Raw genomic sequence first — 26,636 nt, 5'->3', positions numbered from 1 at the left:
CTATTAACGGTTCTGCTTAATATATAGACCTTTCATATACTATAGTATATATCCTTAGTGTTACATTCGTGTTACGCCTTCTTTAATTTTATCTAACATGTATGCCTGTCCGCCATTATTGAAAGATAAGAATGCTAAATAAATTTAAGATACGGTTAAAATCACTCTTTATATATAGTATGCCTAAAACTATAAAAATCATTTATTATTCTCGAAAGCTTTTATTGAATTTTAATACCATCGTCGTTCCCTTATCCGGGTTCCTAAGGGCTTTTACACTTCCGCCGTGGGCCTCCATAATTTCTTTTACAATGGAAAGGCCAAGGCCTGTCCCGCCCATCAGCCTGCTTCTGGCTTTATCGACTCTGTAAAACCTTTCAAAGATTCTGTCAAGATCCTCTTCCGGTATACCCATGCCTTCGTCGGAAATAGAAACCTTGTAAATATCCGCTTCTTCCTCTACGGATATTTTTATTTCTGTATTTTCACCGCTGTATTTTATGGCATTTGAAACGATATTATTGATTACCTGGTTTATCCTCGCCGGATCACAGCATATAAACGCATCGCCATTATCTACGCAGAAGGAAAGCTTCTGGCCTTTTTTCTGGGCCAATACAGTATTCTGCCTAAGGCTGTTATTGATTATGGAAATAAGATTTGCCTCTTCCATTTCCATTTTAAGCTGTTTATTATCAAAATGGCTTAATTCCAGAAGGTCCGTCGTAAGCACGGTCATTCTGTCGGTTTCCATATTGATGGTCTGGAGGAAGTTTTCCGCTGTTTGCCTGTCGTCCAGAGCCCCTTCAAGCAAAGTCTCCGTATAGGTTTTTATGGTAGTAAGCGGGGTCCTGATTTCGTGGGAAACGTTGGCAACAAATTCCTTTCGCATATTGTCAAGCTTCGTATGCTTCGTAACGTCCTGAAGAACGATAACAATGCCTTCTATGGTTCCTGTCTGGCTGCTGTAGGGGCTGTAATTGATGGAAATATATTTATTCTTTATTGCGATAATATTATCCTTCATTACATAGCTTTGAAAATCCCCGGAAGCTTTAAGGGGAAGGCCAAGCATTGCCATCACCTTATCAAACTGCAGATTGGATATATCCTTAAGGTCAAGCATTTCCATGGAAGCATTATTTGCATGGACGAGATTATTTAAAGAATCGTAAGCAAGCACCCCGTCGGTCATATTATTAAGAATAATTTCTATTCGGCTTTTTTCTATGGATATGTCGGACATGGTCATGGCAAGGCTCTTTGCCATGTTTCCGAAGCTTAGGGTGAGCTGGCCTATTTCATCATTGCTTTTTACGGATATTTCCTGTTCCAGATTACCTCCTGCCATTTCTCCCGCAATTTTTGTTAGAGAAGAAATCGGCCCTGTAATGGTGGTGGAAAAAAGCACGCCAAGGATTGCCGCTAAAACCATGGCAATGGCTACGGCTACGATAATAGTCCTTATGATTGCATCAAGCTTTTCAAGAAGGTCATCGGCATTTCTTGCAATATATACAATATATTTTACATTCCCTTCTTCGTCGTATACAGGGGTGGCATGTTTCATCCACACCTTGATTACGGAGCCTGAAACTTTCCCAAGGCCCTTTTCCCATGCTTCAAATTTAGCCGTTCCGCTGGCAGCGCTTATGATTACGGAATCATTATAATACCTTCTGCCCTCTACCTCTTTCGGGGCCAAAGCCAGACCGTCGGCATTCAGCACAAGAAGCTCTATGTCGCTTCTTCCCCCTAAGGGAACAGGGGCATCGGTGCTCTTGGGGTTGGTCATTTTCTCATAAATCTGCAAAACATCATCATATTTTTCAAAAAGCTCACTCATATGCTTAATATTGCTTTTAAGCTCTTCTTCAACGTTTCTTGCTTCCTGATCCCTTATACTCATATAAATAAATGTTCCGCTTATAATCATAACAATAAAAACAAGCGCCATATAAAGCATAATAAGCCTTGTCATAATACTGTTGAATATATTGGTTTTTAAGGTCTTTTCTTTCATCTAAGCCTCTTATTTCATCATCTATTCTTCGCTGAAGTAGTATCCTACGCCTCTTTTTGTAAGAACATATCGGGGATATTCGGGATTGGCTTCTATTTTAGCCCTTAACCGTCTTACAGTAACGTCTACTGTACGAACATCGCCGAAATACTCATATCCCCAAACCTTTTCAAGAAGGCTTTCCCTTGAGAAAACCTGTCCTCTTTGAGCCGCAAGAAAGCGTATAAGCTCAAATTCCCTTCTGGTAAGGTTCATGAGCTCGCCGTTTCTCCTTACCTCGTAGCGCTTGGAATCTATGGTTATTTCTCCGTAGCTTTTAATATCCCCTTCGGAAGTTTCTCCGGCAGAAACAGAATCGCTTCTTCTTATATTGGCTTTAACCCTTGCCATAAGCTCTCTTACACCAAAAGGCTTCGTAACATAATCATCTGCCCCAAGCTCAAGGCCGAGAACCTTGTCTACCTCTTCTGCCCTGGCAGTCAGCATAATAATAGGAGTATCCTTTTTCTCCCTTACTTTCTTACATACCTCAAAGCCGTCCATTTTAGGCATCATAATATCTAAAAGGATAAGGTCGGGGTCCTCCTCAAGAGCTGATTTAAGACCTGCCTCACCATCGAAAGCCTTAAGAATTTCATAACCTTCTTTCTTCAGGTTAAATTCAACTATATCAACTATATTTTTCTCATCGTCTATTACGAGAACTTTTTTAGACATGTCTTTCTCCCTCCATATCTGGAATTTTCCGCCTTTAAAGAACATGCTCTAAAACATGCTAAAAGCTGCGAACTTACAAAAACAAACCTGCTTTACCCTTTATTATATAAATAATATCCTCCTTTGTCCATACCCCGGCCAGCAAGAGGCCTATACGTAGAGAAACCTCGTCCCTTATCTTGAAACCGCCCAAGCATGCAAAAATAAGGCGTTCTCTTGTTTAATGCCATATTCTTTTAATATGTAGTTTAAAAATTAAGGCATAAATTTCCTGTAAGAAGTTTTATAGTAAAATAGCTTTAAGGCAGCAAACAAAAACTTATTTTTCATAAACAGCTTAATATAATAGAAGCGCTTATATTCAACCATTCAAAATCAACAAAGAAGAAAAGAGCTTTGTTGACTATAAGGAAATGTTCATCTGAAAACTCTTTTACAGCTTCCCTGTAAGTGTTTTCAGGTTTACTAAGTATAAAATATACGGTTTTTATTACTGTAATCAAATTATTTTACTATATGCCTAAAATCCGGAATCTTTAGTCTTATTTTATGAAATAGCTTATAAATACGCTTTCAGTATGGATTTAAGGCTTTCCCCTTTTTCAAGGCCGTCGAATATTTCTCCAAGGGCCGAATCTCCATGCCTATAAGTAATATCTAAGACGATTTCGAAGGCGCATCGATAGGCAAGAGCTTGGTCCATCTCTTTAAATTCCCTATTGATTTTAGTTATATCTATATTCTCAGCCGCTCCCTTTAAATCCTTCCGCCACTCAAAGCCCGTATATTTATATTCATAATATAAAGCCACCCCTTCACTAAACCATGCTTCATAATTGCCCCCTGTTTTAGTATCAAGAAAATAATGGGCTATTTCATGGGCGATAGGTCCGTTTTTAAGAAAATCGTCCTTTATATAGGCCTCCTTTCCTTTAAAAACCGTTTCCGGCGACATTAAGCTTATGATTCCCGCGTAATAAACGCCTAAGGGGGGCTTTTTGCTGTAATCTATGCCTATGGCATCGGAAAGGGCATATTCATCGGGATAGAGTATGATGCTGACCTTCTCCATATCTTCCATATTGAATTCCTTTTTGTATACAGAGAAAAAATAATCCGTATTGGTGCCTATAAGGCCTATGTAATCCTCGCTGCCTTTACCGTAGTAAATATCCGAATGGTAAAAGCTTTTTTTACTATACTCAGAAACGGAATTCAGCATATTATATCTTATGATTTTTCTGCCTGTTTTGTAAAATACCCCTTTTTCTACCCCTGACCATATTATAAGAGCCAAAGCCAAAAAGGCTAAAAGTAACTTTATTTTTTTCATCTTATCCCTCCAAGCCGCAGGCCTTTTAAAAGCGGCTTTATTTATTGAAGCCGTTTATATTTATGGTAAATTAGCTTATTCTTTCAGTTAATTTACCATATTCTCTATTCAGCGAACTTAAAAATAGTATTCTGGTTTCATTCTATGCACACATTGAGGATGCAAGAACTTATAGTCAATTTGCTTTTATATCGCTGTAAGCATTTAACTTTAGCGGGTATACTTAATTAAAATTAATTTTTGATTTTTAACTTTAATAAGATTTCCTTAAGTCTGTAGCAAATAAGAGAAGAGCAAATTGATTATGCTGCTATTTTATTTAAATTCAACTGCAAAGGGCCGGCATAGGGAATTAGGTATTTAAAATTCAGAAGAGTATCTTCTTATTATAAAAAGCCGCAGGGCATATGCCCTGCGGCTTTTTATATCATTTATAGTGCAAAGGGGTCGTAGCTTTTATCTTTATTCCAAATATATTCCATGTGAGAGGCTCTTTCCTCTGCTGATTTTACACCAAGATGATCTGCCACAAAATCAAGGGCCATATCGATGCCGGCAGAAATTCCTGAGGAGGTATAATATTTTCCGTCCTTTACCCAGCGAGCTTCGTAAATCCATTTTACTTTCGGCCCCGAATCCTTGGCAAACGCAAAGGCTTTTTTATTAGATGTAGCCTCTATGCCGTCTAATAGCCCTGTTTTTCCAAGCAGAGCAGAGCCTGTGCATACGGTTAATACGTATTTGCTTTTCTGTGCTTCTTCTTTTATTTTTTCTATGAATGTTTCATTATTTACAAGGCTTCTTGTGCCTAATCCGCCGGGGATAAGAAATACGTCATGGTTTTTAATTTCGTTTAAAGCTAAAGTTTCTATTACCGTATTATGCCTTGATGTAATTGTACCGCCTTTTAAAGAAAAGTATTTAAGCGCATATGCCTCAAAGCCGCCAAAAACTTCCGCGGGGCCAAAAGCATCCAGAGTCTCAAAATCGTCAAAAAGCAAAATATTAATATCCAGAAAAATCCCTCCCTAAAATTAATGAATATGATGATAGAACACATTTCCATGAGGAAATGTACTTATATCTCCTATCCTTATAATATCGTATTTATCGTTTACCAAACAAGTCCTTTTTAAGTTTGATTAATATAACATATATACCTATGCATCTAATTAGGCGGAGTAAGTTTATCTGCGTTTTGAAACAAGTCCTTTACTCTATTATATTTTATTTTAGTAAATATGACGGTCATTGAATTATTTACACTATAATTTAAACATGATAATATATGATAGGCGATTAGGCTCTTATATACGGTAATTTAATTCAATACTACAGGAAACTTGTACTTGGCATTATTGGATTAAGTTTACCCGCCTTACAGTAATTTACGAAAATAGCCGGCAGCTTGATATTTAGGTTATTTAAGGATTACCGTAAAAGCATAACTTTCTTTTTATCATTTGTATTTTGAAAGGGGAGAATCATATAGCCGGTTTTTATGAATACTCCGATAAAAAGCCCTCTGAAGGAATCTCTGCTTCATCCGACGAAGACCCAAAAAAGCATAGTCCTTGGAATCATAAGCCTGAAAATATCTCCGCAGGCCGTGAAAGCTACCAGGTCATTACAGCAAAAGTACACGAATATACAATGAAGGCCCTAAGCAGTACTTCAATAAAATGCCTTAAAAATACAATAGCTAAGGGCATCAAGGAAATATTTAAGTTTAATTCAGGATATCTGTTTGAGGCCGATGAATTAAGCAATTCCCTTATCTATACAGGAAGCTTCCATTCAGAATATCATCATGGTGTCCTGAGCCTTCCTAAGAGCTGGCTTTGCAGTCATAGCCTTGTAAATTATAACGAACAAAAAGCCCTTATTGAAACCGGCAGCCTGCCTCCCTGGGATAAGCTTCAGCTTAGCTCAGTTATTTTTATGCCTTTTTTTGAAGGAAACAGCCTTAAAACGATATTTTTAGGGGAGCTTCCATCAGAAATTATGGATTGCCCGCCTTTTTTCTCCTATGATTTGGAAGAATTATTCCTGATATACTGCCGGCAGATGAATGCCATTATCCGCAATCTTTCAGAGCTTGAAAAGGCTAAAACGGCAAGCCGCACGAAAACAAGCTTTCTTGCAAACATGAGCCATGAAATACGCACCCCTATGAATGCCATAATAGGTATGTCTCAGCTTGCGGCCCAATATGATACTATAGATGCAATAAAAGAATGCACGTATCAAATGGAAATATCCTCCCGGCATCTTCTTTCTTTAATAAATGATATTCTCGACCTTTCAAAAATAGAGGAAGGAAAGCTCCTTCTCCGCAAAGAAGATTTTGATTTGAAAACCCTTTTTAATTCCTGCGCTTCCAGCATATTTCCGGCTGTAAAGGATAAAAATATAGACTTTAAAATAGATTACATAGGCATACGCTCATATTATTACAGCGCAGATACTACGCGCCTTTCCCAAGTAATCATCAATCTTCTTTCAAATGCTGTAAAATTTACTCCTGAAAACGGTAGAATAAGCCTTTCTGCCGAAGAAATAGATAGAGATGAAAATAAAACCCTTCTGAAAATTTCTGTAACCGATACGGGAAAGGGTATAGACGAAATTACAAAGGAAAAAATATTCAGGCCCTTTGAACAATCCGTCATCAATGTTCCTAAAAAATTCGGCGGAACAGGTTTAGGCCTTTCCATAAGCCAGCATATTATGGAACTTATGGATAGCAAAATACAGATAGAAAGCAAAACAGGGGAAGGCTGCTGCTTCTTTTTCTATCTTTGGCTTACCCATTGCTCCATGTATCTTAAAAATACTTGCGATATGCAGGAAAATAATGAAAAGACTTGTGATTATAATTTTAGCAATATAAGGCTTCTTATTGCCGATGATGTGGAAATCAACAGGGAAATCATCATCGCCCTTCTCGCAGATTCGGGAATAAAAGCAGAAGAAGCATCAAACGGCCTTGAAGCCTTGGAAAAAATAAAAAACGCCCCTGCGGATTATTACGACATCATTTTAATGGATATACAAATGCCTGTGATGAACGGCTGCAGAGCCGCTGAGGAAATACGTGCCCTTTCACGAAAGGACGCGAAGGAAATCATTATCCTTGCAATGACTGCAAACGTCTTCAAAGAAGATGTTGACATGGCGCTTGAGTCAGGCATGGACGGGCATATCCCAAAGCCTGTTGAAAGAAAAATTATGCTGGATAAAATGCAGCAGGCCCTTACGAGAAGAAAGCATAAATATAATAAATAAAATAAAAGATGCCGCATAAAATGCGGCATCTTTTATTTTATTCTAACCTATGGCCTCTACTACAAGTGCTGCGTATTTTTTTGTTTTTTCCCACAGGCATTTAAATTTTTCCATGTCTTGATTGGTGCTTTCCCCTTGTTTAAGCTTCATTTCCAAATGAACGGAGCCTTCATAAAGGGCCGTAAGAGAAAGATTCCCCACCATGCCTTTAATGGCATGTATGGTTTTTATTGCTTCTTCGAGATTATTGCCGTGATATTCCATAAGCAGTTTATCAATCTCTTTATTTGTTAGGAATTTTTTAAGAATTGTCTTGTAAACCTTTGCACTTATAAGCCTTTCACAGGCAGAGGATATATCTATATAATTTACTACGTCCGGGGGCATGTTCTTCATATATATTCCTCCTTTTATCCGTTTGTACAAAGTCCCGCAGCATATAGAGCAAAACAAGATTAAGGCAGTAACAAAAACCTATCTTCATAAGCGGCTTACATATATAAACCTTATATTTAAGCCATTCATAGTTAACAAAGATGAAACGAAGTTTGTTGACTGTAAGGGAGCGTTCCCTGCCTTCACGATAGGTGTTTTCAGAGTTCACTAAATATACACATACAAGCTTTCCTACTGTAATGAATCTTTCTTACTATACTTATTAAGCCTAAAGTAAATAAATTTAGCCTTTTTAAGTTTATTTACTATAAAGGCAAGCTCACCTTTTCCCTAATTCTTCCGTATTCCAAAAGGTATTAAGAATATTTTCCGTATGGACTTTTCCAAAGGCTCGTTTAAATCCTCTGTAATTTCTCGGGAAAAGCGCCTGATATCTTCTGTCGCCGTACCTGCTGTCTATGAGCATGGCAATGCCTTTATCCGTTTCTTGTCTGATTACCCTTCCCGACGCCTGAAGAACCTTATTCATGCCGGGATACATATAAGCGTATTCATACCCCATGCCGTTTTTGACGGAATAATAATCTCTGATAATATTTCTCTCGGGAGAAAGCTGGGGAAGGCCCACACCTACGACAATTACCCCTATAAGCATATCCCCGGCAAGGTCTATCCCCTCGGAATATCCCGCCCCCAATACAGCAAAGCCTACGATATCTTCTTCTTGGTCTTTAAAAGGCTTTAGGAATTCCTCGCCCTTTTCGCCTCTGACTTGTATAATTGTATTGACATAAGGATAGTCCTCTTTAAAAATGCCGTAAACCTCTTCCATATAGGCATAAGAGGAAAAGAAGGCCATATATTTACCTCTTCTTGCAGAAACCACCGCCGCCAAAGCATCGGAAACAGCTTGATAGGTTCTTTCTCTGTCCTTATATTTCGTGGAAATAGCATCATTTATAATGATTTGAAAATTCTCCGGCGGAAAAGGAGATTCAAGGATAATATTATAATCTTCCTTCTGCCCTCCTAATACATCTTTATAAAAATCAAGGGGCATTAAAGTAGCACTGAAAAAAACAGCAACACCGGCATTTTTATTTAAGGCTGAAAACTGATAGGAAGGGTCTATGCAGAAAAGCTTTATGCCTGTATGCTTTCCTTCCTTTATTATAAGAGTACTATAGCCATCGTTGTAATTATCCAGAACCCTTATAAAATCAAGTAATTTAAAATATAAATCCGTTATTTTTTCCTTTGCTTCTCCTTCGATTCCCGATGCCAGAAGCTTATCCCCTTCTGCCACAAGGCTTTTCAGTAGATAATAAAAATCGCTTTCCAATTCCTTAATAATTCCGATGCCGTCTGTTTCGCAGATGCTGCCCTTTTCTTTCAGGGCCTCTATCAGCCTTCCCGCTACGGATTTAAACCTGCTTCGCCTTATTTTTACAGATTTTCTCGCTTCTTCAAGCTCTTTCGTAAAAAGCTCCGCCGAAAACATTTCCCTTCCCCTGTCCAGAAGGTTATGGGCTTCGTCTGCTAAAACAATATAGTCGTTTTGAGCGCCTTCGCCAAAAAACCGCTTAAGCCTTGCCGTAGGGTCATAAACGTAATTATAATCTCCTATGATGGTATCTGTAAAAAGAGACACATCCAGCTGATATTCAAAAGGGCATACCTTATGCTTTTCAGCATAAACACGAAGCCTTGCCGGAGTGATAATAAAGCTGTTTTCAACAATATCTAAAACAGCGTCGTTAATTCTGTCAAAATGGCCTTTCGCATAAGGGCAATCCTTGGGATTGCAAAGGCATTTTTCCATGAAACATATTTTTTCCTTTGCCGTTAAAGAAATAGACCTCATTTTAAGGCCCTTTTCCTCTAAAACCTCAAGGCCGTTAACTGCCGCAAGGCTGTTTGTTCCTCTCGATGTAATATAAAATATCTTGGAACTAATGCCTTGCTCCAAAGCCTTTACAGAAGGGTAAAGAACCGACATGGTTTTCCCCGTTCCCGTAGGGGCTACGGCAAAAAGGTTTTTCTTGTTTTTTGCTGCGGCATATACAGAGATGGAAAGCTCCCTCTGGCCTTTTCTGTATTTTTCAAAGGGAAAGGCCATACTGAATGCCGTTTCGTTCCTAAGGTTTATCCTGTCTTTATCTAATTGGGCGAAGAGATAATAGCCCTCTATAATTCCATAAAAAAAATCCTCAAGCTCTTTAAAGGAAAAACTGTGTTCAAATACCTTCAGCTCCTCTGTTTCACCGTGGACGTAAGTAAGCATAATATTTATGCCATTAAGCTCATTCATAAAAGCATACATATATCCGTAGCATTTCGCCTGGGCCATATGCCAATGGCCAGAGTCAAACTCTATGAAGTCAAGGTCTGAAAATGTGGATTTAATTTCTTCTATCCAAATATTTTCATCCTTTTTATAGATGCCGTCAGCCCGTCCCTCCACAGTAAAGGAACAGTCTTTATACACAAAGCTATGCTTAAGGCTATATTCGCTTTCATAGGAGCCTCCTTCAAGCCTTGCCTTCTTCTTCCGTATAGACTGGACAAGCTTATGGAGCCTGATACCTTCTTTATTCCTATTCATAGAGGTATAAAGGGTATTGATATCACCGCTTCTGCTTACGAATTCCACAAGATTTCTTACAGAGATTTTTACTGTATTATCCAAAAAAACACAGCCTTTAATATTTATAATAATACTTAAATCATATGAAACAGCCGTATCGGTAATTGTTTTTGCTCTATTTACCCGATACTTGGGGAACAAAAGCCAATGGGCTATATTTTACAATCTTTTCCCTGGATACAAATTACCTTTTATTCCTCTTTCTCTTTGTCTTCTTCATCTTCGTCCTGATACTTGGGAAAGCTCCTGTGAAGATGCTCTCCTACGGTTCTTACTATGTACTCATAGTTCTCCGGCTTATGGGGTATAAGGCAGTGAGAACAGTCTTTAATTTCGCCATTTAAACCTATTTTTTTAAAATTGCCTTTACATCGTTCCCCCAAGAAATACAGCGGGCAATAGCAAAAAAGGCAGTTGAATGTTTCAGGGTCGGCGTTTTCATGGCACGGAAAATAAGCGCAGGCCTTATTCTGAACAAATTTATAGCTTTGCGGCGGTGTCTTACTCATTAAATTTCCCCCTAATAAAAAATAATATCTCTTTATTGTCTATACTTATGAAACTTAAAAACAGTTTTCATTTTTAAGCTTCATAAGATTTCCTTCTGTCCAGAGTAAATAAACTTGGTCTTTTTTCAAGTTTCTTTACTCTATTCCATAGATGATAATTGCCTCGCATATACAATTTTCATCTATATACGCCAAAGCCTTGCACACCCCTGTTGAAAGCCTCAGCTTGTAAATTTCCGCATCTAAAAGGATTGTGTCCCCGGGCACAGCCTTTCCCGTAAATTTAGCGTTTTCAACGGCTGAAAAGCGGACCTCTTTATTATAATATCCATCATGACTTATGATAGCAGAAAGCCCCGTCTGAACGAGTGCCTCCAGCAGAATAACCTCAGGAAGCACTTTTTTATCAAAAGGCACTCCTGTAAAGAAAATATCGCTTCCGCTTACAGTCTTTAAACCTCTCGCTCTTTTTCCCGGCTCCAAGGAAACAAGCTTATCTACTGCTATGTAGGGCCGTTCTATACGGTTTAAAATATTTGAATAATCCATAAAAGCCTCCGCTATAACCATAGTAAGTTTCTTATAAGGAAGTAATAATACCTATTGACTATGCTGCTGTTTCGTTTGAATTTAACTATACTCAAGAAAGGACTCAAGAAACAAGTTTTTTGAAAAACTTTTGGACCATAGGATTTTTACTGCAAAATCACCATTAAGCTTATCACAAGCTTTGCCTTAAATCCAAATCAGCACAAATACAGCGTCGAAAAAGCAACCCGGCCATATATGTGCTGATTAAAAATTTTAGCTTTGGAAAAATATCTTAATTTTTCAATTACATATTTTCAAGATATGCGTTAAGGTCGTTAATAAGCTTGTCCGTATCTATGCCGTGAACAAAGCCTGCTTCCTCTAAAGTTTCCATCTGGGAAGCCGGGCAGCCTAAACAATGAAGGCCCGCCTCTAAAAGTATGGGGATTAAGCCTTGATCTATCATTAAAATATCGCTGATTTTCATATCCTTTGTTACCTGCATTATAAATCCTCCTTTATGATTTGTTTATTATAGGGCATAAACTATTTTATAAGACCGAAGCCCTTATAATATTTGAAAATCACCTTGCCTAATATCTTATCTTTGGCAAGATATTTGTTTTCCCATTTTCTGGAATCCTTGGATTCATTTCTGTTGTCGCCCATCATAAAATAATGGCCTTCGGGAACCTCAAAGGGCCCAAAATCCCCCACTGCCTTCTCCTTAAGATATATTTCATCCGGAAGAGGCTCGTCGCTTCCGTTAATATAGACTCTGCCGTCTATAATTTCAACTGTTTCTCCCGGCATGCCTATTACACGCTTTACGAAAAGGACCTTTTCATCATCAGGATATTTAAACACCACAACGTCAAACCGCTTCGGTTCCGAAAATAAATAAGACAGCCTGTTGGCAATAATTCTATCGTTTGTCATGATATTATTTTCCATGCTCCCAGAGGGAACCCTGGCGTTTACGATTATAAATGTAGTTATAAAAAGAGCAAGGATAATCGCCGAACCGATGGTTTTTATCCAGCTTATAATCTCAGTTTTGACATTTTCGCTCAAATATAAACACTCCTTAATTTTGAAAAAGTCCCGGGTTTTTTATTCCCTTCAAGTATCTATAGTATAACATAAAAAACATAAAAAATAACTAATTTTTATTTATTCCCATGATTTTTATAAGAATAAATAAAATGCCCTTTGGGATTGTTTATAGGGTTTCATAGAAACACCTATAAAGGTGATTTTAACAGTCACTATCATCTTAACAGCACTTTAGATAATAAAGTAAAAGGCATTTTAAAGAAGCGGGGGAAGAATACATAGAAATTAAATTCAGTGTAAAGTAAGCCTTTATAAATTCTATTGAATCTTTAGGAATCAAGGCAAAATTTACTATGAAAATTAAAAGAGCCGCTTAAAGCGGCTCTTTACGGTTCCTAGTTTGGTATTGGATTATTATCGTCGTCATCTTTAACGGGCTCTTCCTGATTGGGAACAGGGCCGTTATCTGCGGGAGTATCAGCTTCGTTGTTTTCGTCTAAATTGCGTAATGTTTCGTTTAAAGAGCTTGAGATTTCATCAAGTACAGATACAGTCTTTTGAACAACTGTTTTTGTGGCTTTCTTTACCTTTGGCTCAACGTCTTTAAAAGTTACTGAAAACTTATCTTTCATCTCTTTTGCAAATTCATCTACAGATTTTGAAAACTTGCTTACCTTTTCCTCAAAATCAAAATCGTAATTATAGTCGTAAGTAAAGTCTTCTTTGGCCTGACCTGCATTCAGAGATTCTAAAAGCTTTAAGGATTCATCAACGCTGATTTTGCCTTCTGCTACCATGTTTAATATGAGCATACGTTCTTCTTTTCTTGAGCTGTCTTTCATATAAAAGCCTCCTTAAATAATTTCTTAGTATAATATACGTACAATTAATATTTTGGTTTATTAAATTTTTATCTTCTGCCTGCGCCGCCGCCGGAGGACCTGCCACCGCCTCCGCCGAAGGATCTGCCGCCTCCACCGCCGAAGGACTTGCCGCCGCCGAAAGAGGAGCCGCCGAAGGATCTGCCTGCGCCACCGCCGGAAGACTTCCCGCCGCCGAATATGGAACCGCCGCCGCTATTACCGGACCCGCTTCCGAATATAGAGCCGCCGGAGTTTCTTCCCGCACCGCCGGGAGAACCGCTTCCAGGGGAAGGGCCGCCGCCTCTATGCCTATGGGAAGGCGGCGGTGGCGGCATATGCCAATGCCTTCTATAGGAGGGCCACCAGAAGCTTCTTCTGGGGTAATATCCGCCACCGAAAAATCTTCTTCTAGGCCTGAAAAGAGAGTAAAGAACAAATATAATGATTATCCATATGATTATGCCTGTAAAAACCGAAAAAATCGTAGAGACTGCATTGCTTATAATGCCTCCTCCCGAAGAAGCATGAGGCGCCGCAGCGCTCACGCCTGCATTCTTATAATGCTTCATTACTAAGTCATAATATTCATTGAATACGGTTTTGACACCTTTATCATATTCCTTATCGGCAAAATACGGTTCAAGGTAATTGTCGTTTATTTTTTGAATGTCGGAATTTGAAACCTTATTTGCTATTCCGGAGCCTGTTGCCACGTAATAATCGTCATCATCAATGGCAAGAAGAATCAGTACGCCGTTATTTAATTTACTGTCGCCAATATTTTCGTCAAGCAATATATTTTTTGCGTATTGGCCAATGTCAATACCGCCTGTAGATTTTACGGTAACTACGGAAACGTTCCCCTTTGTTTTCTCGTAAAGCTCTTTATTTTTTCCGCCAATATAATCAAGGGTATCCTGAGTTAAAACCCCTGCCTGATCGGCAACGTAAGCATTGCTTCCATAAGAGGAGCTGCTCTCTTGAGGCTTTGTTTCAGCCTGGCTTCCCGAAGTTCCGTAATGGGCAAGTATTTTATCCTTAAAGGCATCTGCCGTTTTTATAGCGGCATTTCCGTAATCCTTTGCGGCAAAATCCGGCTCCATATATTCGTCAACAATCAACTGAACATCTCCGCTGGATATAAAGTTTTCTATGCCGTTTCCTACGGAAACAAAATAATCGTCTTCGCCGATAACAAGAAGAATTAATATTCCGTTATCCTTTTCTTTATCGCCTATGCCCCAGGTGTTAAACATTTCCGTGGCATAATCCCGTATATCCATACCGTCAGTAAAATCTACCGACGTAACTACAATCTGGGCGCCTGTATGGCTTATTTCGTCGTTTACTTCAAGAATATGCTTTTTAGCCTCGTCTCCTAAATCACCGGAAAAATCATTGAAATAAAAGTCCCCGGAGCTTTGAGGAACTTCCGCCATTACCTTTACAGGCAGTAGAAGTGCCAAAATCAAGGCAAATATGCTGATAATTCTTTTTTTATTCATGCCGTCCCCCCTTATATAAATCTATAGTAAATTTCTTACAAAGAAGTAACAAAACCGATGCACTGCAGTTTCAAAAACATGGATTTTCTTTGGAAACATAGTGAAATTCCCTTATACCCCAATAAGTCGCAAGGCTTTCAATATATAAAATCAAATAAAGGCAGTTTCACAAAGGCGGTTTATTATATTTCTTCTATAGTTAAATAGTTTAATTGCAGTAATAAAAATCGTATATTTTGAATGGCTTAATATAAGCGTTTCTATTATATTAAGCCGTTTATGAAAAATAGATTTTTGTTACTTCCTGAAGGATATTTTACTCTAAAACGCATTTTTGAATCCTCGTGAATATACGGTCTTGTTGCTGTTTAATCTTAAATTTACTATATATGCACTGTTTTCTATCCATAAAGCTCCACTGTTTTTATATTTCTTACAAGCCTTATAATAAGCTGGGGAAATCCAGAGAGCTCCTTATTTATTTTTCTTGCTTCTTCGTTATAAATGCTTTTTGTTATTTTATACCTGCTTGTTTCAATATCAGAATTGATAGAGACAAAATAATTTCTGTCTGTATCGTCCATCTGCGCCTTTTCCGAAAGGCCGTATAGTTCTGATGCCTTTTGAACGGCACTTTCCGCGGCGTCATGCTTTTTGCTTACGGTTTTGGCCTCTTGAAGGTCTTTTATGGCAGTTTTAAGCTCTTCTGCTTTTTTGCTTTCATCGGGCATCGCCCTTTCAGCAACTATAATAAGATTATTTCCATAAGCTACGATTTTATCAAGCTCTTTTTGAATAGAGGTCATTTCGTCTTTACCGCCGTTTACAAATATATTGGAAGCTTCCGTTTTAAGGGCCTTCATAGCGTTGCCCCCTAATATAATGACAGTAAAAAATATTAAAATGCCGCTTACAAGCCATGCAAAATTACGGGATTTAAGCATTTTTGCCACCTGCCTTCTTTGGGTCTACGAAATTAATGGTATCCGTAAGGCCCTCGCTTTCAATCAGCCTTTTCATTACGTTTACCTCGGTAGCAATATCCATGGCCTTATCCTGAAATAAATTATCCAGCTGGGTTTTAAAGGCCTTTACGATGGTTTCCATAATACCTTCTATTTTTTCAAGAGAAGAGGTAATATTTTCTCCTTTTATTCCCTGATTTTTTAAAACCATATAATTTTCCACAAGGGAAACCGTCGTAGGCAAATAATAATCCATAAAGGATTTTACGCTTCTTCCCTGAGCGGTATTTTTTTCTATAAAATCAAAAATCTTTCTTCCATAAAGGCAGAGTTCTTCTATCTGCTGCCCCATAATGTCTGATCTGAGGCCTTCTCCAAGGTCCTCAAGCCTGTTTAAATTGTTCCGGCCCTGTAAAATCATCTGGTCAAGCTCTTTGTTGCCGGTATCGGAAGGTTTTGCAGGGGCTCTTTCATATTTTACCGTTCCCGGAAAGACCTTGGATAAGGCAAAATAAGAAACAACCGATATTATTGCGCATATAGCCAAATTAACAAGCTTATAGGGCGGAAAAAAAATGCCCCCTATAAGAAAGGCTATCCCTATACCGTATACAGGCAATGCCGATTTTATTCTTTTTTCTATCATATAAATTCCCCCCGGCCCTATAGCATATTTCTGCATCTATCATAGGCAGATTCTTTATATAGTAAAATAGCTTTAAAGCTGTAACAAAATTATTTTACTATATCTATTTTATCACAAATAATGATTTTATATTTAAATTCAAATGAAATAGTAGCTATCATTTTGCTTAAATACCATAAGGATTAAGCTGCTATAAATTCTTCTTCCTTAAATAAATACGTAAGCTTATTCAATTAGTCTATGATAAAGATTAAATATATATATTTTTTTAAATATTACAGTAAGTTTCTCATAAAGAAAGAATAAAAACCTATGTATATGATTTTATTCTCCTTTCACTTTAAATTTGCGATATCTATGGCAAAACAATGAATTAGCGTAAAGCGCAATAAAAATCGTATATTTTGAATGGCTTATAATAGTGATTCTATATTTTAAGCCGTTTATGAAAAATAGGTTTTTGTTCCTATCTTAATCTTGTTTTGCCATAACGGATTTTTCGTTTTCGGCATGGAATGCCTTTCTCATGCCCTATGGACATAATATAAAAAGCGCTGTATAATTTTTCGTTAAAGGCATTATTTATAAAATTCAACTATCGTAATTTGATTAAGCTGATTTTATACGAAGTAAACTTGGAAAAGATGCATGCATAAGCTTATAAATCTTTTTTATACTCGAATAAACATAAAAGTAAAATGCTGTGAATTTGCTTTTCTCTTATTTTAAGTCGTCTGAATCCAAATATTTACTTCGGAATAAAAGCAAATTCACTATAAGTGAGCGTCTCTTATAATTATCAAACTTATTTTTAAGTTTGGTAACGATATAATCATTAAAGGAGTGACACAATGAAATACATGATGCAGTTTCTTATTATTATGTCCGTAACTTTCGCAGGAGAGCTTTTGAAATATTTTATTCCTCTGCCGATTCCCGCAAGTATCTATGGGCTTGTTATTATGCTTATATTATTATGTACAAAGATAGTAAAAATAGACCGAGTAAAAGAAGCCGGCGGTTTTTTAGTTGAAATCATGCCGCTGATGTTCATTCCTTCTGCCGCTGGGCTTCTTGTTTCATGGCATTTAATCAAAGATAATTTAATCCCCATTATTTTTGCAACAATTATAAGCACTTTTATTGTAATGGCCGTCACGGGAAAAGTTACGGATTTTATTATAACCCTTGGAGGTAAAAAAGATGAATGAAATCATAGCGGCTTCCGCAGCCTTCGGCGTTGTGATTAGTATTTTGGCCTATGCCATAGGAATGTTTCTAAATAAAAGGCTTCGCTTTCCCTTGGCAAACCCGCTGCTTATTTCTATAATTATAGTGATGGCTATTCTTGGATTTTTTAAAATTGATTATGAGGTCTATAATTCCAGTGCAAAATACTTAGGCTATCTTCTTACGCCGGCTACCGTAAGCCTTTCTATCCCCCTCTATCATCAGATAAAGCTTTTAAAAAGCAATCTCCCAGCCATTATGATAGGGATATTTTCAGGGGTATTTACAAGCTTCATAAGCGTTTTGGGCTTTTCGCTCTTATTCGGCTTTTCGAAGGCGGAATACATAACTTTGATACCAAAGTCCATCACTACAGCCATCGGTATGGTTATCTCAGACGAGCTTGGCGGCTTTGCAACGATTACCGTTGCCGCCATAATGGTAACGGGCCTTGCCGGAAACATTCTTGCAGATACTATTTTTAAATTTTTTAAAATTAAATCCCCGATAGCAAAGGGCCTCGCCATCGGAACCTCCGCCCATGCCATGGGAACTGTAAAAGCCCTTGAAATGGGAGAAATCGAAGGCGCTATGAGCAGCCTTTCCATCGTTGTTGCCGGGCTTATGACATCAATATTTGCGCCTTTATTCATATCCTTATATTAAAATAACATGAATTCCATGAAGTCGAACCTCTTGACTTATCAAGAGAAAGCCCGGAGGATTTTCACGGTATGGGTATAAAACTTTAAGTATATTTAAATGTACACAATTTTTTTCTGTAAATTTCTACGAATATAGTAAAATAGGTTTTTGTTACTGCCTTAAGGCTATTTTACTATAGTATCATAAGTTCGATGGAATTTTAATTCCGCCGAACTTACATTAAAATATATTTTAAAGGGGCGGCTAGGATTGAAAAAAGATACCGAAGAAATTAAAGAACCCATCAGCCGTTCAAACCTTAGAAAAAACTTAGGTATCTTATATTACGCTGCCCTTAGATATATTTTATGGCTCAGGCTTTCTAAATCCTTTGCTAAAACCGTAGGCCCTCCTCTTGCCTATCTCCATTACAGCCATGAAACCCCTCTTTTAAGAAATTTAAAGGGCCTTGACATGCAGTATCAGTATAATAAAATAACGAATTTGAAAATAGCCACCCAAAAAATTGACGGCATTATAATTCGCCCCGGAGAAATATTAAGCTATTGGAAGCTTATAGGAAGGCCCACCAAGAAAAAAGGATATTTGGAAGGTATGATTCTTGACGGGGGGAAAATAAGCACCGGTATCGGCGGGGGGCTCTGCCAGCTCTCCAATTTAATCTACTGGTCAGCTTTGCATACCCCTTTAACCATTATTGAACGCCACCGCCACGGATACGATGTATTTCCCGATTCGAACCGCACCTTGCCCTTTGGAAGCGGCGCAACCTGCTTTTATCCCCATAGGGATTTAATGATTGCAAACCATACAAAAGATGATTTTCAGCTGAATATAAATATTACAAAAGAAACGCTGGAAGGTAAATGGCGCTCTTCTGCGCCTCCTTTATGCAGATATGAAATTATTGAAAAACACCATAAAATGCAAAGCCAGTTCTGGGGCGGATACAGCCGCCATAACGAGCTTTACCGAAGAACATATACCCTTGACGATGTATTTATAAATGAAGAATTTATCCTTTCAAATTCCGCCATTATGATGTATGCGCCTTTTATATCGGAAAAATCTTCTTGCTCTCCATAAGGCGCTTATTCTTATTGTACTAACTTAAAAACAAGTCCTCCCGTAAATATAATAAATTTCTCATAAGGAAGGAACAAAAATCTATCACTATAGACTCAAAAACAGGGATTTCCTTCAAACGCTGTAGATTCTTAAATCTACGTGAAGATACGGTCTTGCTCCTGTTTCACTTTATAGTCAATTTCAAATGAAACAGTAATAAAAATTGTATGTTTTATGCTTAGTGAACCTGAAAACACTTACAGGGAAACTGTTAAAGCGTTTTCAGGCGAACGCCCTCTTATAGCCAACAAAGCTATTTTAATCTTTGTTGGCTATGAATGGCTTAAGCATAGGGATTCTATATGGTTAAACCATTTATGAAAAATAGATTTTTATTACATCCTTCTGTGAAATTTACTTTAAGTTCACTATGAATGAAGCTTTTATAGTAAATTTAAAGTTAAATAGTAGCAAAGCCGTATATTCACGAAGGCTTTTGCTACTTCTTCATGATAAATTTACTATAGCATTCCAGATTTAAAAATAAAAAACTTGCCAAAAGGCAAGCTTTTATTTTTCCTTATCTAAATTATCCAAAGCATACCGGCAGCATTGCAGTACCAGCAGATTAAATGAAATGCCGTTTTCCTCGGCCGTTTTATTAAGCTCATTAAAAAGGTCCTCCGTAAAGCGTATGGTCCGCGCAATATTGGCGTTTGGAAATAAACTCTTAATTTTAAACATCAAATCACAACCTTTCTTGTATTGAAATCTTAACCAAAAAAGGTTATAATATGATATACCTATTATCGGTTTTATTTTGGTTGCATTATGAGGAGGATATTATGAAAAGCAAAATATTTATCAGTGAAAACAATATTGATCAGCACCTTTCGAGTATAAGCGCTAAAATTTCTGATGCTTCTGAGCTTTATAACAAGGCATTAGAAACCATACACCATTCTCAGAACCTCTTAATCACAGCTCAAAAAGAAATAGATAGCCTATATATTTCTATTGAAAATCCTGAATAGGAATTTATGCTCGGTAAATCTTAAAAAGTTATATAATAATAAATTTGTAAATACTTAGATAAATATTCCACAATTATAAATTAAAAAGGCGATGCAAAAAGCATTGCCCTTTATAAACCCCATATATAGGCACAAACTTGAAAAGAAGTTTGCCGACTTTAAGCAAATGTCTGCCTGAAAACACTTTTGCAGCTTTATGAAGCATAAATTCCGCCCTATCTGCAAAGGGCCTTTTTAACAGCCTCCTGCCAGCCTTCTATTAAGACGTTTCTTTTTTCTTCCTTCATATCGGGCTTAAACTCTTTAGATTCTCCTGATATTTTTTCTATATGGCTTTGATTCATAAATCCTGTTCCAAGGCCTGAAAGAAGCGCCGCACCCAAAGCAGTGGTTTCCACATTTTGAGGGCGGATTACAGGTTTATTTAAAATATCTGCCTGAAAGCCCATGAGAAAGTCATTTGCCGAAGCGCCGCCGTCGGCTTTCAGTATTTTAAGGTCAATACCGGAATCCTCCTCCATGGCATGGATAATATCCATAGACTGGTAGGCCATGGACTCAAGGGCCGCCCTTATAATATGCTCTTTGCCGGTTCCTCTTGTGATTCCTGTTATGATTCCCCTTGCGTAAGGGTCCCAGCTGGGGGCCCCAAGGCCTGTAAAGGCAGGGACAATATATACGCCGCCTGTGTCCCCCGTCATTAAGGCATATTTTAATGTTTCATCTGCCTTTGAAATAAGCCCCAGACCGTCTCTAAGCCATTGAATCACTGCGCCCCCTGTGAAAACGCTTCCTTCCAAAGCATATTGGACATCTTTTTCCAGAGAAGCCGCCAATGTGGTAATCAGGCCGTTTTTCGATTGTACCGGCTTATCTCCTGTGTTCATAAGGAGGAAACAGCCTGTGCCGTAGGTATTCTTTGCCATGCCGGCGCTTAAGCACCCTTGTCCGAAAAGGGCTGCCTGCTGGTCTCCGGCAACGCCGCTGATGGGGATTTCTCTTCCAAAAATAGACTGGTCGGCATAAGCCAATATGCCCTTGGAGGGCATGACCTCAGGAAGCATGCGTTCCGGTATGGAGAGGATATTCAAAAGCTCCTTGTCCCATTTTTTCTCATAAATATTATAAACCATGGTCCTTGACGCATTTGTAAAATCTGTTAAATGGGATTTTCCTGCCGTTAAATTCCATATGAGCCATGTATCGATGGTGCCAAAAAGAATTTCGCCTTTTTTGGCCTTTTCCCTTACGCCGTCTACATGATCCAGTATCCATTTTATTTTTGTTCCGCTGAAATAAGGGTCTAAAACAAGGCCTGTTTTTTTATTTACTGTTTCTTCCAAGCCCTCTGCTTTAAGCCTACCGCATAAATCGGCTGTTCTCCTGCATTGCCATACAATAGCATTATATACGGGAAGCCCTGTGTTTTTATCCCATAATATGGTGGTTTCCCTTTGGTTTGTAATGCCGATGGAGCTTATTTCTTCTGCATCTATAGAGGCCCTTCTCATGGCCTCTACGGCAACCCCAATCTGGCTTCCCCATATTTCCATAGGGTCATGCTCCACATAGCCGGGTCTTGGATAAATTTGAGTAAATTCTCTTTGGCTCTGGCTTACAATTTCGCCGGATCTATTAAATATCATACATCTTGAGGATGTGGTTCCCTGGTCAAGCGCCATAATATATTTTTCTTTCATTTTGGCCTCCTTTGTAAAATGCAAACTATATAATCCATTTGTTTTTATGCCGAAGAGAATATCTGGATTGAAACGGCTTATCGTTAAATTATCTTGAAACCGAAGGGACAGAGTGCTGCAAAATATCAGAGGATATTTTGGACTTTAAGCAACAGGCACTTCGGATTGCAATGAATTCTACTATAAAATAAGAGAAAAGCAAAAACCGCACTTTATAGTAAATTTCATATAAAGAAGCAGCAAAAGCCTGTGTGAATATACGGCTTTGCTACTGTTTCATTTTAAATTTACTTATATGCGTTCGGATGTATTTCCGATTCTATCTTCAAGCCCCAGGATTTTTCCTGTTCCAATGGATTCAGATACTATTTCGTATTGAATCAAGTATGGTAAAAATTAAAATTATGATATACTAAAAGCAGTATAATTCCCAAAAAATATCTTAAGGAGCTGTCCTATGGAAAATATTGAAAAACTCCAGAAAATAATAGACGAAAGCAAAAACATCGTATTTTTCGGCGGAGCAGGCGTAAGCACCGCAAGCAATATCCCTGATTTCAGAAGCTCCGACGGCCTTTTTCAAAGAAAATATCCCTATCCGGCAGAAACCATGCTAAGCAGAGACTTCTTTAAAGGCCATAAAGAAGAATTTTACGATTTTTATGTAAACAATATGATTTATCCCGATGCCAGGCCCAATCATGCCCATAGCGGCCTTGCTGCATTAGAGAAAAAAGGAAAGCTTAAAGCAGTGATTACCCAAAACATCGACGGCCTTCATCAAGAAGCCGGCTCAATAAATGTGCTGGAGCTTCACGGAAGCATTCACAGAAATTACTGCACAAAATGCCGCGGGTTTTACCCCTTGGACTATGTATTGGAAAACCTCCCCGTTCCCTTGTGCACCTGCGGCGGGGTAGTAAAGCCTGATGTGGTCTTATACGGGGAGGGGCTTGACACAGATACCTTGGATAATGCCCTTAAATATATTTCAGAGGCTCATACCCTTATTATTGGGGGAACCTCTCTTTCCGTTTATCCGGCGGCTTCTCTTGTAAATTATTTCAAAGGAACAAATCTTATCCTGATTAATAAAGAGAGCACCGCTATGGACCGAAATGCCGGCCTTTTAATTAATGACGATATTGATAAGGTATTTAAAGCTCTTAAAATATAAATATGCAATAGGGGCTTTTATCTCCTGCAGCCACGGTGAATCCATAAAAGATACCGCACAGTAAACCTTTTCCGATATTTTAGATTTCCCACAGTATCTTGCCGCAATTGTATTTTGGCGGCGAAAAATTTGCCTTTTCACTCTATATTTTGCCCCGTATTTTACAGGTCGTGTATTCCCTCTTTAAAAATCCTTTTTTCAAGAAGCCTTAAGGCTTCTTTTCTTTTATTGTAATCCGGCATATATTCTTCCACCAGATGCCAAAAGCTTCTGGAATGGTTTTTTTCTTTTATATGGCAAAGCTCGTGAACAATAATATACTCTATGATGTATTCGTCTCCAAAGGCAAGATATAAAGAAAAATTAAGGCTGTTTCTGCCGGAGCAGGAAGCCCATCTCCTTTTGGCAGAAGACACCTTTACTTCACGGGGATAAAGGCCTGTAATCTCTGAATACTTCTCTATTAAAGGGGTAAGCTCATCAAGCATTACTTTTTTAAGAAACTTTGTAAACTGCTTTCTAACATAAAAAATATCGCCTTCGGGAAATAAGAGCGTATCGCCTTCAAACTTAAAGGTTCTTCCCTTTGAAAGATAGTACGTCTTTCCCAAAATAGATATTTTTTCTCCCTCGCTGAAGGAAAAATTCGTTGCTTCTTCATATTCCGCTTTTCTTTTTCTGCTGTGAAATTCTATCCATCTTTTTCTTTTATTCACAAAATCCTCTATGGCCTTTAAAGAGCAGCCGTAAGGCGCCCGTATTTCAACTGTGCCATCGGCTTTTATATAGATTCCTATGGTCTTTCTTTTATAAAACTTTACGCCTTCCAAAGATTCCAAATCACAATTGAAATTTATTTTCATGGCTCTGTCTCCAAGTTCTTTTATATATTACGATACTACGATATCCTCTTTTATAGCCCCCGTCACTCTGATAAGCTCCCCCGGTGAAAGCTCCATCTGCAACCCTATTTTTCCGGGGCTTACTACAATTAAGCTAATTTCAGAAACGGCCTGGTCGATAAATGTCTTAAGGGGCTTTTTAAGGCCCACGGGAGAACACCCTCCCCTGATGTAGCCTGTGATTTTATTAATATCGGAAACCTTTATCATAGCCATGGACTTTTCCTTTGCGGCCTTTGCGGCCTTCTTTAAGTCAAGCTCCTTATGGCATGGAATTATAAAGCAGTAATTTTCTTTGCTTGCCCCTTCTGTTATAAGGGTTTTATATACCATTTCCTTTGGCTTTCCGATTTTTTCGCTTACGGATATCCCGTCTATATGGCCATCCTTTGCTTCATATTCATATACCTTATAGCTTACGCCTTCCCCGTCTAAAATACGCATGGCGTTGGTTTTTTTCATATAATCACCTGTATTATTTATACTGTCTGTACTTATCAAATCTAAAAACTTCATTTTGATTTTTAGGTTTAATAAATTTTCTTTAAGTTTATTTATTATAAATATAATAGCACTTTTTGATTTTGACATATATAGCAATCTTAAAAATAATTATAGAAAAGACTCTAAGAAGGCAAGAAAATCTCCTTTATATAAACTTAAAAATGCGAATTTCCTTCGGAAACGGCATATTTTTTTAGAGTACATAAAGCCCTTTCACCTGTAAAGCCACCAAAAAAGCGCCTGCCTATCACGGCAAACGCATGAAAAAATACTATACAGTAAATTACTTTTATCTTTGTAAATCTTTCTGCCGTCTCTTGCCAAAACTTATTTTGGCAGCAGGACGCCTTTTCTATTCAGCAGATGCCCCTTTAAATAAGCAAGTTAAGGTCATATTATCTTTAAGTTCGCTGAATTTAAAATTACAGTTTCTAAAACGCATCGACTGCAAGCTTTGCAACAAGTAAAGTTAAAACAAAAATCATCATGGGCTTTACGATTTTCTTGCCGTTTTTAATGGCAAAGCCTGTTCCTATGTAATTTCCCAATATGGCGCAGCAGGCAGCCGGTATGGCAAGCTTAAAATCAACCATTCCGTTTAAAAAATATACAATGACTGCAGATATATTCGTAGTCATGTTTATTATTCTGGAATTGCCCATGCTTTCTCTAAGACCAAGGCCTACAATGCCTAAATGGGCAAGAATCAGGAAGGTTCCCGCACCGGGGCCGAAAAATCCATCGTATAGGCCTATTGTAAAAGATATGACAGCGCATAAAATGATTAATTTAAAATCTGAAATTTCCTTCTTTTTTAAGGGCTCAGCAAAGTCCTTTTTTAAAAGAATAAAACCCGCAAGCACAGGAATGGCAAAAATAAGAACTGCTCTTAAAATGCTTTCGTCTAAAAGAACCGCAAGCTTTGCCCCTAAAAAAGAACCTATAAGGGCAAATATAATAGACGGTGCAAGAGATCTTAAATAATAAGACTTGCTTTTAATAAAGCGTACAGAGCTTGTAACAGAGCCTGAAAGGGCACTGAGCTTATTGGTACCCAAAGCCGTATGGGGCGGAAGCCCCACCATGTAATAGGCAGGGAGAGAAATGAGGGCGCCTCCGCCGGCAATACTGTCAACAAAGCCTGATAAAAAAATAAGAGGGCAAAGTATTGATAACTGCTGTAAATAACTCATAAAGTAACGGCTCCCTAGCGGCTTTAAAGGCATTGCCTTTAAAACACCTTAAATTTTTGTAAAACCGGCCGCTATATCGGTAAAGAGCAAGGCCTTAAGGCCAAAGGGAAGGTTTACTGCTTTCTTCCTAAAATAAAATAAACGATAATGCTGTTCCGGCTTTAAATACTTTCGTTAAGAAGGCTTTCTACAAGCTTTCTTTCTTCTTCTGATAGCTTTCCGGGATTTTCAAGAAGATGGATAATTTCTTCTTCGTCATATCCCATAATGTCCGAAAGGGTTTCAAGCAAAATATTAGCGCAAAACAGTCTTTTAAATAAATCCGTCATCAACATTTCACCTCACGTAGTTTTCTTAATTATAATACAAAAAGTAAAATAATTAAATAAACTTTGTGAAAGAAACGCGAAAATAAAAGGATAATATTTTATTGACCACATAATAAACTTTTCGTATTTTGCTTTATTAAAAAACTATGGATTTCTATTACAAAGCTATCCTCATGTTTTTTACTGGAATACTTGTTATTTTTTTCCCTGTAATTCAAAAACAGAAACTTCTTTGTTAGCGATAAAGAGATGCTCCTTCCGTATATCGTAAACTTTTTCTAAAGGAGTAACAAATGCCTATTCACTAAAGGCTCAAAAACACGAATCGCCTTTGGAAACAGCCCATTGGGATTC

At 37.8% G+C, this 26,636-nt stretch carries 26 protein-coding genes; 6 read left to right on the top strand and 20 right to left on the bottom strand.

Features of this window, described 5'->3' with window-relative positions:
- Positions 1 to 205: 205 nt before the first annotated feature.
- The 4 genes from NBX03_RS00760 to NBX03_RS00745 form a co-directional block, all read right to left on the bottom strand.
- Positions 206 to 2,023: an ATP-binding protein gene (locus tag NBX03_RS00760; protein ID WP_250228873.1), complete on the bottom strand. Its 1,818-nt coding sequence runs from the start codon at positions 2,021 to 2,023 to the stop codon at positions 206 to 208.
- Between the two features lie 21 nt (positions 2,024 to 2,044).
- Positions 2,045 to 2,740 carry a response regulator gene (locus tag NBX03_RS00755; RefSeq protein ID WP_250228872.1) on the bottom strand — a complete coding sequence of 232 codons (696 nt, stop codon included), beginning with the start codon at positions 2,738 to 2,740 and terminating at the stop codon, positions 2,045 to 2,047.
- A 559-nt stretch (positions 2,741 to 3,299) separates the two neighbouring features.
- Positions 3,300 to 4,073 (bottom strand): hypothetical protein, encoded by a 774-nt coding sequence (locus NBX03_RS00750; RefSeq protein WP_250228871.1) that lies wholly within the window; start codon positions 4,071 to 4,073, stop codon positions 3,300 to 3,302.
- Between the two features lie 431 nt (positions 4,074 to 4,504).
- Positions 4,505 to 5,074, bottom strand: a complete 570-nt coding sequence (locus tag NBX03_RS00745) for a DJ-1/PfpI family protein (RefSeq protein WP_250228870.1) — start codon at positions 5,072 to 5,074, stop codon at positions 4,505 to 4,507.
- A gap of 469 nt (positions 5,075 to 5,543) precedes the next feature.
- Here NBX03_RS00745 and NBX03_RS00740 point away from each other — a divergent pair, with 469 nt between their 5' ends.
- Positions 5,544 to 7,361: an ATP-binding protein gene (locus tag NBX03_RS00740; protein WP_250228869.1), complete on the top strand. Its 1,818-nt coding sequence runs from the start codon at positions 5,544 to 5,546 to the stop codon at positions 7,359 to 7,361.
- A gap of 42 nt (positions 7,362 to 7,403) precedes the next feature.
- Here NBX03_RS00740 and NBX03_RS00735 read toward each other — a convergent pair whose 3' ends face one another.
- From NBX03_RS00735 to NBX03_RS00690, 10 genes are all read right to left on the bottom strand, one after another.
- The gene (locus NBX03_RS00735) at positions 7,404 to 7,757 is read right to left on the bottom strand and encodes an Hpt domain-containing protein (protein ID WP_250228868.1); all 354 of its coding nucleotides are present in this window, start codon (positions 7,755 to 7,757) and stop codon (positions 7,404 to 7,406) included.
- A gap of 319 nt (positions 7,758 to 8,076) precedes the next feature.
- A complete protein-coding gene (locus NBX03_RS00730) occupies positions 8,077 to 10,446 on the bottom strand; it encodes an ATP-dependent DNA helicase (RefSeq protein WP_250228867.1) in 2,370 nt (789 codons plus the stop codon).
- Positions 10,447 to 10,595: 149 nt separating this feature from the next.
- Complete coding sequence (locus tag NBX03_RS00725; RefSeq protein WP_250228866.1) at positions 10,596 to 10,913, bottom strand: cysteine-rich small domain-containing protein; 318 nt, start codon at positions 10,911 to 10,913, stop codon at positions 10,596 to 10,598.
- A 135-nt stretch (positions 10,914 to 11,048) separates the two neighbouring features.
- Positions 11,049 to 11,462, bottom strand: a complete 414-nt coding sequence (locus NBX03_RS00720) for a 3-hydroxyacyl-ACP dehydratase FabZ family protein (protein WP_250228865.1) — start codon at positions 11,460 to 11,462, stop codon at positions 11,049 to 11,051.
- A gap of 286 nt (positions 11,463 to 11,748) precedes the next feature.
- The gene (locus NBX03_RS00715) at positions 11,749 to 11,949 is read right to left on the bottom strand and encodes a DUF1858 domain-containing protein (protein WP_250228864.1); all 201 of its coding nucleotides are present in this window, start codon (positions 11,947 to 11,949) and stop codon (positions 11,749 to 11,751) included.
- A 41-nt stretch (positions 11,950 to 11,990) separates the two neighbouring features.
- Positions 11,991 to 12,518: a signal peptidase I gene (lepB, locus tag NBX03_RS00710; RefSeq protein ID WP_250228863.1), complete on the bottom strand. Its 528-nt coding sequence runs from the start codon at positions 12,516 to 12,518 to the stop codon at positions 11,991 to 11,993.
- Between the two features lie 377 nt (positions 12,519 to 12,895).
- The gene (locus tag NBX03_RS00705) at positions 12,896 to 13,342 is read right to left on the bottom strand and encodes an SHOCT-like domain-containing protein (protein ID WP_250228862.1); all 447 of its coding nucleotides are present in this window, start codon (positions 13,340 to 13,342) and stop codon (positions 12,896 to 12,898) included.
- A gap of 68 nt (positions 13,343 to 13,410) precedes the next feature.
- A complete protein-coding gene (locus NBX03_RS15845; RefSeq protein ID WP_267134863.1) occupies positions 13,411 to 14,868 on the bottom strand; it encodes a TPM domain-containing protein in 1,458 nt (485 codons plus the stop codon).
- Positions 14,869 to 15,269: 401 nt separating this feature from the next.
- Positions 15,270 to 15,812: a hypothetical protein gene (locus tag NBX03_RS00695; RefSeq protein ID WP_250228861.1), complete on the bottom strand. Its 543-nt coding sequence runs from the start codon at positions 15,810 to 15,812 to the stop codon at positions 15,270 to 15,272.
- Positions 15,805 to 16,479 (bottom strand): 5-bromo-4-chloroindolyl phosphate hydrolysis family protein, encoded by a 675-nt coding sequence (locus NBX03_RS00690; RefSeq protein WP_250228860.1) that lies wholly within the window; start codon positions 16,477 to 16,479, stop codon positions 15,805 to 15,807. Before NBX03_RS00690 ends, NBX03_RS00695 begins: the two co-directional genes overlap by 8 nt.
- A gap of 851 nt (positions 16,480 to 17,330) precedes the next feature.
- Here NBX03_RS00690 and NBX03_RS00685 point away from each other — a divergent pair.
- The 3 genes from NBX03_RS00685 (at position 17,331) to NBX03_RS00675 (ending at position 19,461) form a co-directional block, all read left to right on the top strand.
- Entirely contained in the window at positions 17,331 to 17,690 is a 360-nt protein-coding gene (locus NBX03_RS00685; RefSeq protein ID WP_250228859.1) for a CidA/LrgA family protein, read from the top strand.
- Positions 17,683 to 18,375 carry an LrgB family protein gene (locus tag NBX03_RS00680; protein WP_250228858.1) on the top strand — a complete coding sequence of 231 codons (693 nt, stop codon included), beginning with the start codon at positions 17,683 to 17,685 and terminating at the stop codon, positions 18,373 to 18,375. The genes NBX03_RS00685 and NBX03_RS00680 overlap by 8 nt, the downstream gene beginning before the upstream one ends.
- 249 nt (positions 18,376 to 18,624) lie before the next feature.
- Complete coding sequence (locus NBX03_RS00675; protein WP_250228857.1) at positions 18,625 to 19,461, top strand: VanW family protein; 837 nt, start codon at positions 18,625 to 18,627, stop codon at positions 19,459 to 19,461.
- Positions 19,462 to 20,013: 552 nt separating this feature from the next.
- Here NBX03_RS00675 and NBX03_RS00670 read toward each other — a convergent pair.
- Positions 20,014 to 20,187 (bottom strand): hypothetical protein, encoded by a 174-nt coding sequence (locus NBX03_RS00670; protein ID WP_250228856.1) that lies wholly within the window; start codon positions 20,185 to 20,187, stop codon positions 20,014 to 20,016.
- Positions 20,188 to 20,288: 101 nt separating this feature from the next.
- On the opposite strand from NBX03_RS00670, the gene NBX03_RS00665 reads away from it, so the two are divergent.
- On the top strand, positions 20,289 to 20,477 hold the full coding sequence (locus tag NBX03_RS00665) for a hypothetical protein (RefSeq protein ID WP_250228855.1): 189 nt from the start codon (positions 20,289 to 20,291) through the stop codon (positions 20,475 to 20,477).
- Positions 20,478 to 20,692: 215 nt separating this feature from the next.
- Here the strand turns inward: NBX03_RS00665 and glpK are convergent, their stop codons facing one another.
- Positions 20,693 to 22,177, bottom strand: coding sequence for a glycerol kinase GlpK (glpK, locus tag NBX03_RS00660; RefSeq protein WP_250228854.1), 1,485 nt, complete (start codon positions 22,175 to 22,177; stop codon positions 20,693 to 20,695).
- Positions 22,178 to 22,634: 457 nt separating this feature from the next.
- Here glpK and NBX03_RS00655 point away from each other — a divergent pair, with 457 nt between their 5' ends.
- Complete coding sequence (locus NBX03_RS00655) at positions 22,635 to 23,354, top strand: NAD-dependent protein deacylase (RefSeq protein ID WP_250228853.1); 720 nt, start codon at positions 22,635 to 22,637, stop codon at positions 23,352 to 23,354.
- A gap of 161 nt (positions 23,355 to 23,515) precedes the next feature.
- Here the strand turns inward: NBX03_RS00655 and NBX03_RS00650 are convergent, their stop codons facing one another.
- The 4 genes from NBX03_RS00650 to NBX03_RS00635 all read right to left on the bottom strand — a co-directional run bounded on the left by NBX03_RS00650 (position 23,516) and on the right by NBX03_RS00635 (position 26,282).
- The gene (locus NBX03_RS00650; protein ID WP_250228852.1) at positions 23,516 to 24,217 is read right to left on the bottom strand and encodes a M48 family metallopeptidase; all 702 of its coding nucleotides are present in this window, start codon (positions 24,215 to 24,217) and stop codon (positions 23,516 to 23,518) included.
- Between the two features lie 27 nt (positions 24,218 to 24,244).
- Entirely contained in the window at positions 24,245 to 24,718 is a 474-nt protein-coding gene (gene ybaK, locus NBX03_RS00645) for a Cys-tRNA(Pro) deacylase (protein ID WP_250228851.1), read from the bottom strand.
- Between the two features lie 473 nt (positions 24,719 to 25,191).
- On the bottom strand, positions 25,192 to 25,953 hold the full coding sequence (locus NBX03_RS00640) for a sulfite exporter TauE/SafE family protein (RefSeq protein ID WP_250228850.1): 762 nt from the start codon (positions 25,951 to 25,953) through the stop codon (positions 25,192 to 25,194).
- A 161-nt stretch (positions 25,954 to 26,114) separates the two neighbouring features.
- Positions 26,115 to 26,282, bottom strand: coding sequence for a hypothetical protein (locus tag NBX03_RS00635; protein ID WP_250228849.1), 168 nt, complete (start codon positions 26,280 to 26,282; stop codon positions 26,115 to 26,117).
- Positions 26,283 to 26,636: the final 354 nt, after the last annotated feature.

It is taken from the genome of Anaeropeptidivorans aminofermentans (assembly GCF_940670685.1).
In the GTDB taxonomy this organism is placed as follows: domain Bacteria; phylum Bacillota; class Clostridia; order Lachnospirales; family UBA5962; genus Anaeropeptidivorans; species Anaeropeptidivorans aminofermentans.
This window is presented reverse-complemented; position numbering and strand designations above follow the sequence as displayed.

Bases quoted from the DNA above. Each gene is read 5' to 3' on its own strand.
- NBX03_RS00760 (WP_250228873.1), bottom strand. From the start codon at position 2,023: ATGAAAGAAAAGACCTTAAAAACCAATATATTCAACAGTATTATGACA.
- NBX03_RS00755 (WP_250228872.1), bottom strand. From the start codon at position 2,740: ATGTCTAAAAAAGTTCTCGTAATAGACGATGAGAAAAATATAGTTGAT.
- NBX03_RS00750 (WP_250228871.1), bottom strand. From the start codon at position 4,073: ATGAAAAAAATAAAGTTACTTTTAGCCTTTTTGGCTTTGGCTCTTATA.
- NBX03_RS00735 (WP_250228868.1), bottom strand. From the start codon at position 7,757: ATGAAGAACATGCCCCCGGACGTAGTAAATTATATAGATATATCCTCT.
- NBX03_RS00725 (WP_250228866.1), bottom strand. From the start codon at position 10,913: ATGAGTAAGACACCGCCGCAAAGCTATAAATTTGTTCAGAATAAGGCC.
- NBX03_RS00720 (WP_250228865.1), bottom strand. From the start codon at position 11,462: ATGGATTATTCAAATATTTTAAACCGTATAGAACGGCCCTACATAGCA.
- NBX03_RS00715 (WP_250228864.1), bottom strand. From the start codon at position 11,949: ATGCAGGTAACAAAGGATATGAAAATCAGCGATATTTTAATGATAGAT.
- NBX03_RS00705 (WP_250228862.1), bottom strand. From the start codon at position 13,342: ATGAAAGACAGCTCAAGAAAAGAAGAACGTATGCTCATATTAAACATG.
- NBX03_RS15845 (WP_267134863.1), bottom strand. From the start codon at position 14,868: ATGAATAAAAAAAGAATTATCAGCATATTTGCCTTGATTTTGGCACTT.
- NBX03_RS00695 (WP_250228861.1), bottom strand. From the start codon at position 15,812: ATGCTTAAATCCCGTAATTTTGCATGGCTTGTAAGCGGCATTTTAATA.
- NBX03_RS00690 (WP_250228860.1), bottom strand. From the start codon at position 16,479: ATGATAGAAAAAAGAATAAAATCGGCATTGCCTGTATACGGTATAGGG.
- NBX03_RS00685 (WP_250228859.1), top strand. From the start codon at position 17,331: ATGAAATACATGATGCAGTTTCTTATTATTATGTCCGTAACTTTCGCA.
- NBX03_RS00680 (WP_250228858.1), top strand. From the start codon at position 17,683: ATGAATGAAATCATAGCGGCTTCCGCAGCCTTCGGCGTTGTGATTAGT.
- NBX03_RS00670 (WP_250228856.1), bottom strand. From the start codon at position 20,187: ATGTTTAAAATTAAGAGTTTATTTCCAAACGCCAATATTGCGCGGACC.
- NBX03_RS00665 (WP_250228855.1), top strand. From the start codon at position 20,289: ATGAAAAGCAAAATATTTATCAGTGAAAACAATATTGATCAGCACCTT.
- glpK (WP_250228854.1), bottom strand. From the start codon at position 22,177: ATGAAAGAAAAATATATTATGGCGCTTGACCAGGGAACCACATCCTCA.
- NBX03_RS00655 (WP_250228853.1), top strand. From the start codon at position 22,635: ATGGAAAATATTGAAAAACTCCAGAAAATAATAGACGAAAGCAAAAAC.
- NBX03_RS00650 (WP_250228852.1), bottom strand. From the start codon at position 24,217: ATGAAAATAAATTTCAATTGTGATTTGGAATCTTTGGAAGGCGTAAAG.
- ybaK (WP_250228851.1), bottom strand. From the start codon at position 24,718: ATGAAAAAAACCAACGCCATGCGTATTTTAGACGGGGAAGGCGTAAGC.
- NBX03_RS00640 (WP_250228850.1), bottom strand. From the start codon at position 25,953: ATGAGTTATTTACAGCAGTTATCAATACTTTGCCCTCTTATTTTTTTA.
- NBX03_RS00635 (WP_250228849.1), bottom strand. From the start codon at position 26,282: ATGACGGATTTATTTAAAAGACTGTTTTGCGCTAATATTTTGCTTGAA.